The sequence below is a fragment of the Xanthobacter sediminis genome, assembly GCF_043195015.1.
Taxonomy (GTDB): domain Bacteria; phylum Pseudomonadota; class Alphaproteobacteria; order Rhizobiales; family Xanthobacteraceae; genus Xanthobacter.
The window spans coordinates 200,274-212,303 of the sequence record NZ_JBAFWH010000004.1 but is presented as its reverse complement, the minus strand read 5'-3'; the positions used below and the strand labels follow the sequence as shown (position 1 = coordinate 212,303).

9 protein-coding genes are annotated in these 12,030 nt (G+C 71.9%); 3 read left to right on the top strand and 6 right to left on the bottom strand.

Translation table 11 applies throughout. The features are described 5' to 3' along the window. Positions 1 to 230: 230 nt before the first annotated feature. The 4 genes from V5F61_RS06990 to V5F61_RS06975 all read right to left on the bottom strand — a co-directional run bounded on the left by V5F61_RS06990 (position 231) and on the right by V5F61_RS06975 (position 4,072). Positions 231 to 1,898: an NAD+ synthase gene (locus V5F61_RS06990; RefSeq protein WP_393987761.1), complete on the bottom strand. Its 1,668-nt coding sequence runs from the start codon at positions 1,896 to 1,898 to the stop codon at positions 231 to 233. Between the two features lie 155 nt (positions 1,899 to 2,053). Beyond that, a complete protein-coding gene (locus V5F61_RS06985) occupies positions 2,054 to 2,923 on the bottom strand; it encodes a S49 family peptidase (RefSeq protein WP_393987762.1) in 870 nt (289 codons plus the stop codon). Between the two features lie 158 nt (positions 2,924 to 3,081). Next, positions 3,082 to 3,837, bottom strand: coding sequence for a tRNA1(Val) (adenine(37)-N6)-methyltransferase (locus V5F61_RS06980; protein WP_393987763.1), 756 nt, complete (start codon positions 3,835 to 3,837; stop codon positions 3,082 to 3,084). Positions 3,838 to 3,844: 7 nt separating this feature from the next. Beyond that, positions 3,845 to 4,072 carry a putative signal transducing protein gene (locus V5F61_RS06975; RefSeq protein ID WP_393987764.1) on the bottom strand — a complete coding sequence of 76 codons (228 nt, stop codon included), beginning with the start codon at positions 4,070 to 4,072 and terminating at the stop codon, positions 3,845 to 3,847. Positions 4,073 to 4,190: 118 nt separating this feature from the next. On the opposite strand from V5F61_RS06975, the gene V5F61_RS06970 reads away from it, so the two are divergent. Continuing rightward, a complete protein-coding gene (locus tag V5F61_RS06970; protein WP_393987765.1) occupies positions 4,191 to 5,198 on the top strand; it encodes a polyprenyl synthetase family protein in 1,008 nt (335 codons plus the stop codon). A gap of 112 nt (positions 5,199 to 5,310) precedes the next feature. Here the strand turns inward: V5F61_RS06970 and V5F61_RS06965 are convergent, their stop codons facing one another. Together V5F61_RS06965 and V5F61_RS06960 are read right to left on the bottom strand one after the other, a co-directional pair. After that, positions 5,311 to 5,634 carry a YnfA family protein gene (locus V5F61_RS06965; protein WP_393987766.1) on the bottom strand — a complete coding sequence of 108 codons (324 nt, stop codon included), beginning with the start codon at positions 5,632 to 5,634 and terminating at the stop codon, positions 5,311 to 5,313. A gap of 183 nt (positions 5,635 to 5,817) precedes the next feature. Continuing rightward, positions 5,818 to 6,687: a 4-(cytidine 5'-diphospho)-2-C-methyl-D-erythritol kinase gene (locus tag V5F61_RS06960; RefSeq protein WP_393987767.1), complete on the bottom strand. Its 870-nt coding sequence runs from the start codon at positions 6,685 to 6,687 to the stop codon at positions 5,818 to 5,820. Positions 6,688 to 6,912: 225 nt separating this feature from the next. On the opposite strand from V5F61_RS06960, the gene V5F61_RS06955 reads away from it, so the two are divergent. Further along, positions 6,913 to 8,667, top strand: coding sequence for a tetratricopeptide repeat protein (locus V5F61_RS06955; RefSeq protein WP_393987768.1), 1,755 nt, complete (start codon positions 6,913 to 6,915; stop codon positions 8,665 to 8,667). A 740-nt stretch (positions 8,668 to 9,407) separates the two neighbouring features. Next, the gene (locus V5F61_RS06950) at positions 9,408 to 12,017 is read left to right on the top strand and encodes a DUF2339 domain-containing protein (RefSeq protein WP_393987769.1); all 2,610 of its coding nucleotides are present in this window, start codon (positions 9,408 to 9,410) and stop codon (positions 12,015 to 12,017) included. The last annotated feature ends 13 nt before the right edge of the window (positions 12,018 to 12,030 follow it).

The following is a 12,030-nucleotide window of genomic DNA, read 5'->3' as shown; positions in this document are numbered from 1 at the left end:
AACGTAACCTATCTGGTAAAATTGCACCGCATGCCAGTGATAGACACCCGAAATGGGTAGATTGGCAATCCAATTTGGGGATGTTGCGCGTGAAGAATCCGTGTCATGAAGAAGGCGCGAAAGAGGACCGGACGTTCGCAATCGCGTTCAGCCTGACGACCTTCCCCCGCGGGTCGTCAGGCTGATCCCGACGGCTCAGCCCCCGGTCGAGGGGAACCGCAACCCCGCCGTCAGCCCTCGTCGCGGAAGCGGTTGGTGATGGGATAGCGCCGGTCGCGGCCGAAATTGCGCGGTGTCACCTTCACGCCCGGCGCCGCCTGCCGGCGCTTGTATTCCGCGACGGCGAGCAGCCGCTCCACGCGCTTCACCACCGCCGGGTCGAACCCCTCCGCGATCACGCTCGCCACCGGGGCCTCCAATTCCACCAATCGGAACAAGATGGCATCCAAAGTGGTGTAGGGCGGCAGGGAATCCTCGTCCTTCTGGTTCTCGCGCAGCTCGGCGGTGGGCGGCTTGTCGATGACGTGCGCGGGCATGACGGCGCCCTCCGGCCCGGCGGCCCAGGCCGGCTTCCAGCGGTTGCGCAGGCGCGAGAGGCGGAACACCTCGGTCTTGTACAGGTCCTTGATGGGGTTGTAGCCGCCGTTCATGTCGCCATAGAGGGTGGCGTAGCCGGTGGACATCTCCGACTTGTTGCCCGTGGTCACCACCATGCCGCCGAACTTGTTGGACACCGACATGAGCAGCGTGCCCCGCGCCCGCGACTGAAGGTTCTCCTCCGTCACGTCCCGCGCGCGGCCGGCGAACACGGGCTTCAGCACCGCCTCCAGTCCCTCCACCGCAGTGGCGATGGGCAGGATGTCGTAACGCACGCCCAGCGCCTCGGCCACGGCGGCGGCATCGGCAAGGCTCTCGTCCGAGGTGTAGCGATAGGGCAGCATGATGCAGTGCACCCGCTCGGAGCCCAGCGCATCCACCGCCATGGCCGCGCACAGCGCGCTGTCGATGCCACCGGAGAGCCCCAGCACCACGCCGGGGAAGCGGTTCTTCTCCACGTAGTCCTTCAGGCCCAGCACGCAGGCGGAATAATCCGCCTCGTCCTCCTCCACCCGGTCCACGATGCCGCCCTCGGTGCAGGCCCAGCCGGTGGGCAGGCGCTGCCAGCGGGTCACCCGCACCCGCTCCTCGAAGCTCGGGAACTGGAGGGCGAGGAAGCGATCGGCATTGAGGGCGAAGGAGGCGCCGTCGAACACCAGCTCGTCCTGCCCGCCCACCTGGTTCACGTAGAGCAGGGGCAGGCGGCTCTCCACCACGCGGGCCACCGCCACGTTCTCGCGCTCCTCGTAGACGGTGCGGCGATAGGGCGAGCCATTGGACACCACCAGGATCTCGGCCCCGGTCTCGACGAGGCACTCCACCACGTCCGGGCCCCAGATGTCCTCGCAGACGGGCACGCCGAGCCGCACGCCCTTGAAGGGGATCGGCCCGGGCATGGGGCCGGCGGAGAACACGCGCTTCTCGTCGAACACGCCGTAATTGGGCAGGTCCACCTTGTGGCGCACGGCGGCGACGGCGCCCTGCTCCAGCAGCAGCACCGAATTGTAGAGCTTGCCGCCCTCCACCCAGGGCGCGCCGATGAGGAGGGCGGGCCCCTCCGCCGTCTCGGCCGCCAGCTCCTCGATGGCCCTGCGACAGGCGGCCTGGAACGCGGGCTTCAGCACCAGGTCCTCGGGCGGATAGCCAGCGATGAACAGCTCGGAGAACACCACGAGGTCGGCGCCCGAGAGCCGCGCGGCATCGCGGGTGCGGCGCGCCAGCTCCAGGTTGCCGGAAACGTCGCCCACTGTGGGGTTGAGCTGGGCGACGGCGATGAACAGCGTATCGGAGGGCATCGTCATGGGGGCTCATCGACCGTGCCGCGAGGCGGCGGGAAAGGGAAAGCGAAGGCGTCCTGGAGAATTTCTCCGTTTCATCGAATCGGAGAAATTCTCCAGATCCTCGAGTTGACGCGTTTTCTTCACGCGAACCGGTGTCCACTTCACTCGAAAGCGCTCTAAAGGCCGAAGCGGGCCCACAGGGCGCGCTCCTCGGCGACGGCGACGGCACCGGCCGCCGCCTCGCGGGCGAGAGCGCCGGCGAAGCCGCCGGGGCGGCGCGGGAAGAAGGGCTTGGGCCCCTCCACCAGCGGCGTCTCCACCCCCTCGCCATAGCGGGCGCGCAGGGTGGAGCGCACATCGCCCAGCCCGTCGAGCAAGCCGTGGCCGAGGGCCTGGGTGGCGAGCCAGAACTCGCCCGAGAACAGGAAGGCGTCGTCCGCCGCCAGCGTGGCGCCCCGCCGCGACCGCACGAGATCGGCAAACACCACGTGCAGCTCCCTCAAGAGGCCGTCGAGCCGCTCCACATCCTCGGCCTGCTCGGGCCGGAAGGGGTCGAGGGTCACCTTCCGCTCACCCGCGGTATAGACGCGCCGCTCGATGCCCAGGCGGGCGATGGCCTTGTCGAAGCCGAAGCCGGCGCTCACCACGCCGATGGAGCCCACCACCGAGCAGGGATCGGCGAAGATCTCGTCGGCCGCGCAGGCGATCATGTAGCCGCCGGAGGCCGCCACATCCTCCACGAAGGCGAAGACGTGCTTCTCCTTCTCCTCCGCCAGAGCGCGGATGCGCTTGAAGATGAGATGAGACTGCACCGGCGAGCCGCCGGGCGAATTGATGAGCAGCGCCACCGCCGGCGCGTCCTTCATCGCGAATGCCTTCTCCAGCGCCTTGGCGCAGCCGGCGAGGGTGAGCGACGCCGAGAAGGGCGAAGCCATGCCGATGGCGCCGGACAGGCGCACCACGGGCACCACCGGCGCATCCTTGCGCCAGCGCTTGGGCAGGAGGGCGCGCACGCGGCGCGGAAGGAAGGAGAGAGCATCGGCCATGCCCGAGATGTAAGCCGCCCGCGCGACGGCCTCAAGGCGGCGCAGCGCCCCGGCCCCGCCGGGAACGACGTGGGGGCTGGAGCAGCCCGTAACCCGATCGGCCAGTGAACGCCTTCGGTCACGGGAGTCTTCAGCCAGGGTGCTGGCCTGGGGTGGGCTCAGCCCAGGGGCACGGCATCCCGCAGCACCGCCTGCGCGGCCGGGGTGGGCGTCCCCGCCCCATCGGCCAGCATGAGGCCCGGCAGCAGGCGCGGCGGCGTGCGCCGGCCCTTCACCGCCCGCGCCAGCAGGCGCACGGCAGGCGCATCGGGACGCGGGTGCACCGGCAGCAGCTCCGCCGCCCCGAAGCGGCCGGAAAGGGCCTCCAGCAGCGCCGCGATGTCCTCCGGCCGCAGGATGGCACACAGCACGCCGCCCGGCGCGAGGCAGCGATAGGCGGCCGTGACCCAGGCCCGCAGCAGCCCCTCTTCCGCCACATGGGCGCGGGCGCGCCCGCCATGGGGCGAGGGCTGGTGGGCCTGGGCGGCATTGAAGGGCGGGTTCATGAGCACCAGGTCCGCCGCCCCGGCCTCCGGCACCATCGGTCCCGAGGAACGGCCGAGGGCGAGCACGTCGGCCGCCGCCACCCGGCAGCGGTCGGAAAGGCCGTTCGCCTGCGCGTTCCGCTGGGCCAGGGCCGCGAGGTCGGGGTCGATCTCCACCAGGGTGCCATGCGCCGGCGGCACCCGCGCCAGGAAGGCGAGGCCCGCCCCACCGACCCCGGCGCCCAGATCCACCATGACGCGGCATTCCGCCGGCGCCAGCGCCGCCAGCAGCACCGCGTCATGCCCCACCCGGTGGCCGCGGGCGGGCTGCTGGAGCGTGACGCGGCCGCCGAGGATGGCATCGGTGGTGAGGGCGAAGGGCGCGTCCACGATACCCTCAGGCCGGATCGCGCAGGGCGTCGGCGAAGCCCGCCTCCGCCAGCAGGCGCCGGGCGCGCGGGGCGTCGTCGTCCGGCACCAGCAGGCGGCGCGGCAGGATGCCGATGGAGCCTTCCAGTGCGCTGGTATGCGCATCCGCGACCAAATGGCCGATTCGCGCCGCGTCCAGCAGGGCGCCGATGGCGCCGAGCAGCACCAAGTCGTTGGTCCGCACCAGCTCCTGCATGGCCGCACACTCCCATGCCCGCGCCGGTACCAAAAGGCGGCATCGTTGAGAACCACTTGCGCCGGGCCCGTGGGCATCCCTATGGTGCGCCCGAAAGAATGACAAGCGGGGGCATTTCTTGGCCATCGTTCTTCCGTTCGAGCCCAACGAGCCGTCCATCGAGGCCCTGGTGCGCCTCGTGAAGGCGGACATGGAACGCGTGAACGCCGCCATCCTGGCGCGCACGGGCTCCGACGTGGCGATGATCCCCGAGGTGGCGAACCACCTCATCTCCTCCGGCGGCAAGCGGCTGCGGCCCATGCTCACGCTCGCCTGCGCCGCCTTGTGCGACTACGAGGGGGACGGGCACATCAAGCTCGCCGCCTCGGTGGAATTCATGCACACGGCCACCCTCCTCCACGACGACGTGGTGGACGAGAGCGACATGCGCCGGGGCAAGCTCGCGGCCCGCAAGCTGTGGGGCAACGAGGCCAGCGTGCTGGTGGGCGACTTCCTGCTCGGCCAGGCCTTCAAGATGATGGTGGAGGTGGGCTCCCTCACCTGCCTGGACATCCTCTCCAACGCCGCCAGCGTCATCGCCGAGGGCGAGGTGATGCAGCTCGCCGCCGCCAAGAACACCCACACCTCCGAGGACGACTACCTTGCCGTCATCCGCGGCAAGACGGCGGAGCTGTTCGCGGCCGCCTGCGAGGTGGGCGCCGTGCTCGGCCAGCGCGCGAAGGCGGAACAGGCCGCCTGCCGCTCGTATGGCATGAACCTCGGCATCGCCTTCCAGCTCGTGGACGACGCGCTCGACTACGGCGGCAACCAGACCAAGCTCGGCAAGAACGTGGGCGACGACTTCCGCGAGGGCAAGATCACCCTGCCGGTGCTGCTCGCCTTCCGCCGCGGCGACGAAGGCGAGCGCGCCTTCTGGCAGAAGTGCCTGGAGCACGGCGAGGTCACCGACGCCGATCTCCAGCACGCCATCGGCCTGCTGGTGAAGCACCGGGCGCTCGCTGACACGGTGGAGCGCGCCCGCCACTACGGCGCCATGGCCAAGGATGCGCTGGCGCTGTTCCCGGCGAGCCCGGCCAAGTTCGCTTTGGCGCAGGCCGTGGACTTCTGCCTCGCCCGCGCCCACTGACGCCATCGGCCCGGCCCTCGACCGGGGCCGCGCGGGCTTAGCCAAGAGCCTGTGAGGAAAGGCCCGTGAGGAAAAGCTCGCGGGCCTTTGGCATGAGGCAAGGCGCCGGTGCTCAGGCCCCGCGCGGGCCGAACACGATCACCGCCGCGCCGGCGAGGCACAGGAGCGCACCGGCCGCGTCCCAGCGGTCCGGCCGCACGCCCTCCACCGCCCACATCCAGGCCAGGGACGACAGGATGTAGATGCCGCCATAGGCCGCGAATGCGCGCCCGGCGGCCTCCGCATCCACGAAGGTGAGGGCGTAGGCGAAGGCGGCGAGGCTGGCGACCCCAGCCAGCAGCCACAGCGGCGAGCCGCCGAGGCGCACCACATGCCAGAAGGCGAAGCAGCCGGCGATTTCCCCGAGGGCGGCGAACAGGAAAGCCGGCAGCGTCATCTGATCCTCACCTTGTCGGCGGCGCGCCGGGCGCCTCTTCGGAGGACAGGAAAGCGCGCGGCCCTCACGATCTCAAGGTTTTTTCGTACCTCAGCGCGCAGGGCCGAGGGCCGCGCCTCGCCGGGACTTCCGCAGGCTGGCACGGCATCAATGCCGCAACGCCCGTCCGGCGTTGCCGCCCTCTCAGCGCAGCACGGTGGGCCGGACCCACCAGCCGGGGTGGGCCGCCGCGATCCGCCGCGCCAGCCCCGCCGCGTCCCGGCAGGTGTCCACGAGCGCGAACACGGTGGCGCCCGAGCCGGACATGCGCACCAGCCGCGCTTCCGGCGCTTCCGCGAGGCGCTCCATCACGCCCTGGATCTGCGGCGCCACCACCCGCGCCGGGGGCTCGAGATCATTGGGCAGGCCCGCGAGCACAGCCCGCAGCACCGCCGCCTCCGGCGGGCAGGACATGGGATGCTCCGGCCCCGGCAAGGCCTCCCCCGCGCGCAAGCCGAGGGTGCGGAACACGTCCGCCGTAGGCACCGCGACACGGCAGTTCACCAGCACCGCCGGCAGGAGCGGCAGGGCCAGCGGCTCCGACAGCTCGTGCCCCACGCCGCGCATGATGCGCGCGCGGGGGTCGAGGCACACGGTCACGTCGGCGCCGGTGGCCCGCGCCGCGGCGCGCAGGCGTGGATCATCGAGATCAACGCCGTTGAGGCGGGCGAGCAGGCGCAGCGCCGCCGCCGCATCGGAGGAGCCGCCGCCGACCCCGGCCGCCACCGGCAGGCGCTTCACCAGCCGGAATGCGCCGAGCCGCGCACCCGGCGCCTCGCGCGCAAAAGCCGCCGTGGCCTTCAGCACCAGATTATCGGCATCGGGCCCAGTATCGACAGCCGTCGGTCCCGCGACCGTGAGCGAGAGCGGCATATCCGGCACGAGGGAGAGGAGATCGCCCGCCCCCGCGAACGCCACGAGGCTGACGAGGTCGTGGTATCCATCGGCACGCCGGCCCATGACCCGCAGGGTCAGGTTGATCTTGGCCGGGGCCCTGGCGAGGAGCGGCTGCATGGCGCTCCTTATGCCGCGCCGCGGAAGGGCCCGCAAGAAGGGTCCCCGAGAAGCACATGCAAGCCCTGGAGCAGACTGGGAGATTGGCCAAGAAGTGTGCCATCTCCGCCGCCTGACGCCGCGCAAGCTTGCGGCGCGCGGGGAAAGCGGCCATCCTCCCGCCATCTCGCCGCGCTTGTATGGCGCGTTGCAACGGCCGCACAGGCTCTTCAGGATTCTCGATCGGTGAAGATTCCCCGCCTTTCCAATTCCGTGGCCCTGGCTGCCGGGCTTGCCGCGGTGCTGCACCTTGCCCTGCCCGCCGCGGCGCGCGCGGAGACGCCCGCAGGCCTGCCCGCCGATGTGGATCCCTCCGTCTCCGGAAGCTACCTCGCCGCCCGCTTCGCCAGCTCCGAGCGCGACAGCGACGCCGCCGTGACCTATCTGCGCAACCTGCTGCGGCTCGATTCGCGCAATGACGAGGTGGTGGAGCGCACCTTCTACGCCACCCTCGCCGACGGGCAGATGGACGAGGCCATGAAGCTGGCCGAGCGGCTGGTGAAGGTGGACCGCACCCATCGCATCGCCCGGCTGGCGCTGGCGGTGAAGGCCATCAAGAAGAGCCAGTACCAGACCGCCCGCACCAATCTCTCCCTCTCCGTGCGCGGCCCCATCGGCGACCTCACGGCCACCCTGCTCGCGGCCTGGACCTTCTATGGCTCCGGCAACGCCAAGGGCGCGGTGGAGCTGATCGACCGCCTCCAGGGGCCGGACTGGTACGCGCCCATGAAGGCGCTCCAGGCGGGCCTCATCCTCGATGCCGCCGGCAGCAGGAAGGAAGCGGGCAAGCGCCTCGCCGAGGCGGTGAAGCTCGATCCCGGCTCCCTGCGCACCGCCGACGCCTATGCCCGCTGGCTCTCGCGCAACGAGACCCCGGCCGCGGGCGCGGCGGCCCTGGGCGAGTTCGAGAAGGCCATGCCCAACCACCCCCTGGTGCTGGCGGAGCTGAAGGAGCTGAAGGCAGGCAAGGCCCTGCCGCCGATGGTGACCACGCCCCAGCAGGGCGCCGCCGAGGTGCTCTACGGCCTCGGTTCCACCCTGGGCCGGCAGGGGGGCGAGGACCTCGCCCTCGTCTACCTCCAGCTCGCCCACTGGCTCGACCCCGAGCATCCCTTCGCCGGCCTTACGCTGGCCGACCTCTACGAGCAGCTCAAGCAGCCGGAAAAGGCGATCCAGATTTACGGGAAGGTGCCCGCCAGCTCGCCCCTGCGCCGCAATGCCGAGGTGCAGCTCGCCATCAACCTCGACGCCATCGACAAGCACGCCGAGGCGCGCAAGCACCTGGAAGACCTCATCGCCGCCGACCCGAAGGACCTGGAGGCCATCGTGGCGCTCGGCCGCCTGCAGCAGGCGCGCAAGATGTTCCCGGAGTGCGCGGCCAGCTACAGCAAGGCCATCGACCTCATCCCTAACCCCGGCAAGGGCAACTGGGCGCTGTTCTACTTCCGTGGCATCTGCAACGAGCGCAGCAAGAACTGGCCGGCCGCAGAGGCGGACCTGAAGAAGGCGCTGGAGCTGAACCCGGACCAGCCGCAGGTTCTGAACTACCTCGGCTATTCCTGGGTGGACCAGGGCATCAACCTGGATGCCGGCCTGGACATGATCCGCAAGGCCGTGTCCCTGCGCCCCGACGACGGCCCCATCGTGGACAGCCTGGGCTGGGCCTATTATCGCCTCGGCCGCTATGACGAAGCCGTGGGCGAGCTGGAGCGCGCGGTGGAGCTGATGCCCCAGGACCCGGTCATCAACGACCACCTGGGCGATGCCTACTGGAAGGTGGGCCGCCGCCTGGAGGCCGGCTTCCAGTGGAACCACGCCCGCGACCTGAAGCCCGAGCCCGAGGATCTCGCCAAGATCGTCAAGAAGATCGACGGCGGCCTCGACGCGGTCGACCAGCCCGCCCCCGTGCGCAAGGCCGAAGAGCAGAAGAAGGCCGACTGAGCCTGAGGCGCCGGTTCCTGGCCAGCGCCAGGTGGGTTCGCTCAGGCGCCGCGCGAGTTCGACCAAAGACCCGTGCGGCAAGCTCACGGGTCCTTGTATGAGGCCACCCGCTCTGGTCCTTGGCCGGCGCCGGATACGCTTCGCCCAAATGCATCCCGATTTGAGCCGAAGGCCCCGTGGGAAAAGCCCGCGGGGCCTTTCGTATGAGGCCCCCCGCCAAGGACCTCGTTTTGTGCACGCCACCCCATGCAGGTGCGGGCTGTGTGGGCGGGCGCCTTGATCGCGCGTCCGGCACCGACTGGCCGAAGCAAGACAGCGGTCCCCCGGGGGAAGGCGGCCCATGCCATCGGACCCGCTCCTTGGCCAACGCAGGCAGGCTTGATCGAGGGCCCGAGAAAAGCTCTGGGGCTTTTGGCCATTTATCCCCCCTTCCGCGGCGGGCGTGGCTGCATCACGAAACGGGGGCTTCGCGCTTACCCGCCGCGGCGCACGCGCCCACCGACGTGACAATGACGCGCCGGAGCGGCGGGGCCGCGCAGAGGCCGCCGCCCGGCCTCGCCCAGCTGGCATGCGAACGGGAAAGCGCGCGGCGCGCCCGCTGGCGCCCCGCGTCCCGCAGCCGTGCTCACCTCCCTGAAAGGCGCCGCCTCCTGGCGCGCCGGCGGACGGCACGATAGCCTGCCGGCGATGACGCAGCGGGGCGCGGCGCGCGGAGGGGCCCGCGCCGACAGGGTGAACAGATGGATGAATTGGCGTGGCTGGTGGTGGTTCTGCTGGCCTTCCCGGTCATGTCCCTCGTGGGACTGGTGCTGGCCCTGCGGCAGCGAGGCCGCCTGCGGCTGCTGGAAGCACGCGTCGCGCAGCTCGAAGCGGCTCTCGCGGGCGTGGCCAGTGCCGTTCGCTCCCCCGCACCCTTCCAGGCCGACGCCCGCCCACCGGTGGCGCATCCCGAAGACGGGAGTGCCGCCCCGGAACCGGCGGCACCCCGCTCCCCGCCCTGGGCTGCCGGCCTGCGGCGCATCGGCCGCGTTCGGGAAAATCTGGGCGGCCTAGAGGAGCGCATCGGCGCGCGCTGGGCGGTGTGGGTGGGCGGCCTCGCGCTGGCCCTCGGCGGCGTCTTTCTGGTGCGCTTCGCGGTAGAGCAGAACCTCGTGGGGCCGGGCGGGCGCGTCGCGCTCGGCCTCGCCCTGGCGGCGGCGCTGCTCGCGGGCGGGGAGGCGCTGCGGCGTCTCGACCGGCGGCAGGATGTCGACGGCGGCGCCCCGTCCACGGGCGTCCTTTCCGGCGTGCCGCAGGTCCCGGCCCTGCTCACCGCCGTCGGCATCATGACCGCCTTCGGCAGCCTCTATGCCGCCTATGAGCTCTATCACCTGCTCCCGCCAGCCCCCGCCTTCATCCTCCTGGGCCTGACGGCGATCGCCGGCATGCTCGCCGCCCTGCTGCACGGGCCGGCGCTGGCCGCCCTCGGCTTCGCCGGCGCGGCGGTGACCCCCTTCCTCGTCACATCCGAAGCGCCTGACGCATGGGGCGTGGCGCTGCTCATCATGGTGGTGGGGGCCGCCGCCGCCGCGGTGGCGCGCCTGCGGGCCTGGCGCTGGTTCGCGGTGCTGGCGGTGGCGGGCATGGGGGCCTGGGGCCTCGCCCTGCTGCTGTTCGAGGTGCCGCAGGCCGTTCCGGCGGCCGGCGCCCTGGCGCTGGCGCTGCTCGCGGCCACCGCCGCGCTGCTCACGCCCGGCCATCTCCTGGGCCCGGCGGATGCCGGGCGGCCGGACCCGGTCGCCACCCTCGGCGCTGCGCTGGCGCTGGCGGTCGCCGCCTTTGCGGCAATCTCGGGCGAGGTCGCGGCGGGGCCGCTCGCTGTGTTCATCGCAACCACCCTCGGCGCCCTCCTCCTGGCCTGGCGGGCGGAAGCCGCCACCTTCGCCGCGGTGGCTGTGGCGCTCATTGCACCGGCCGTCCTCGCGGGATGGAGCGTTCCTCCGGCGCCGGCTTTCCCGACTGGCATCGTACTCTACGGCTTCTGCATGGGCCCGCTGCTCGCCGCAGCCGGCCTTGCAGGCGCATGGCGGGCGCGGAGCGGCCTCTTCGCCCTCGGCTGGGGCGCGGCCGGCGCGGCAGGGCCGGTGCTGCTCCTGGCCGCCGCCTACGGCCGCCTCGCCGGCTTCGAGCGCAGCGTGCCCTTGGCCGCCCTGGCGTTGGCGCTCGCCGCCGCGTTCACCCCGGCGGCCGAATGGCTCGCCCGCCTGCGCCGGCCGGCGGCGGCCGCCGCCTTCGCCACCGGCGCCGTAGCCGCCCTCGCGCTCGCCCTCGCCTTCGCGCTGGAGAAGGGATGGCTGACGGCGGGGCTTGCGCTCGTTGCCCTGGGCGTCGCCTGGGTCTCCACCCACCGCCCGCTTCCGGGCCTGCGCCAGCTTTCGGCGGGGCTCGGCCTGCTGGTGCTCGCCCGCGTGGGGTGGGAGCCCTCGATCGCGGGCGCGGACCTCGGCACCACGCCCGTGCTCAACTGGCTGTTGTGGGGCTATGGCGTGCCCGCGCTCGCCTTCGCCGCGGCCGCCCGCCTCCTCGCCCCCGGCGGCGACGACTGGAGCCGGCGGGTGCTGGAGGGGCTCGCCCTGGTGTTCGCGGTGCTGCTGGCCGCGCTGGAGGTGCGCCATCTCGCCCATGGCGGCGATCTCGACCGCGCCGGCACGCGCCTGTTCGAGACCGGCCTTTTGGCCGCCCTCTACGGTGCCTATGCGGTGGGCCTTTCCCGCCTCGCCGCGGTGACGGGACGGGCCCTCTACCGACTGTTCTCCGATCTGGTGGCCCTGCTCGCCGCAGTGTGCGCCCTCATGGCGCTGACCACCGACAATCCGTTCGCCACCGGAGAGGGCGTGGGCGGGCTCGTTTTCAACGATCTCCTGGCGGCCTACGCCCTGCCAGCCGCGATGGCGCTGCTCTACGCGGAAGGCCTCTCGCCCGCGCGGCGACGCCTGCGCCTCGCGGCATCGGGCCTCGCCGTGGTCCTCACCCTCGCCTACCTCACCACCCAGGTGGCCCGCCTGTTCCAGGGCCCGGTGCTGGCGGCGGAGCACATCGGCGCCATGGAGTGGTACGCCTATTCGGCCACCTGGCTCGCCTTCGGCATCGTGCTGCTCGGCCTCGGCCTGTGGCGCGGCTCGCGCAGCCTGCGCCTCGCCTCGGCGGCGGTGATGGTCGTGACCGTGCTCAAGGTGTTCGTGTCCGACATGGCGGACCTGGAGGGGGTGCTGCGCGCACTCTCCTTCATCGGCCTCGGGCTGGTGCTGGTGGCCATGGGCTGGCTCTACCAGCGGCTACTGGCACGCCGACGCACGCCGGAGCCGGAGTGAGCGCGAAACCGAG

What these genes read in the sequence shown, in the direction of transcription:
- V5F61_RS06990 (WP_393987761.1), bottom strand. Translation starts at nt 1,898, where the DNA reads ATGACGATGCCCTCCGATACGCTGTTCATCGCCGTCGCCCAGCTCAAC.
- V5F61_RS06985 (WP_393987762.1), bottom strand. Translation starts at nt 2,923, where the DNA reads ATGGCCGATGCTCTCTCCTTCCTTCCGCGCCGCGTGCGCGCCCTCCTG.
- V5F61_RS06975 (WP_393987764.1), bottom strand. Translation starts at nt 4,072, where the DNA reads ATGCAGGAGCTGGTGCGGACCAACGACTTGGTGCTGCTCGGCGCCATC.
- V5F61_RS06965 (WP_393987766.1), bottom strand. Translation starts at nt 5,634, where the DNA reads ATGACGCTGCCGGCTTTCCTGTTCGCCGCCCTCGGGGAAATCGCCGGC.
- V5F61_RS06960 (WP_393987767.1), bottom strand. Translation starts at nt 6,687, where the DNA reads ATGCAGCCGCTCCTCGCCAGGGCCCCGGCCAAGATCAACCTGACCCTG.
- V5F61_RS06950 (WP_393987769.1), top strand. Translation starts at nt 9,408, where the DNA reads ATGGATGAATTGGCGTGGCTGGTGGTGGTTCTGCTGGCCTTCCCGGTC.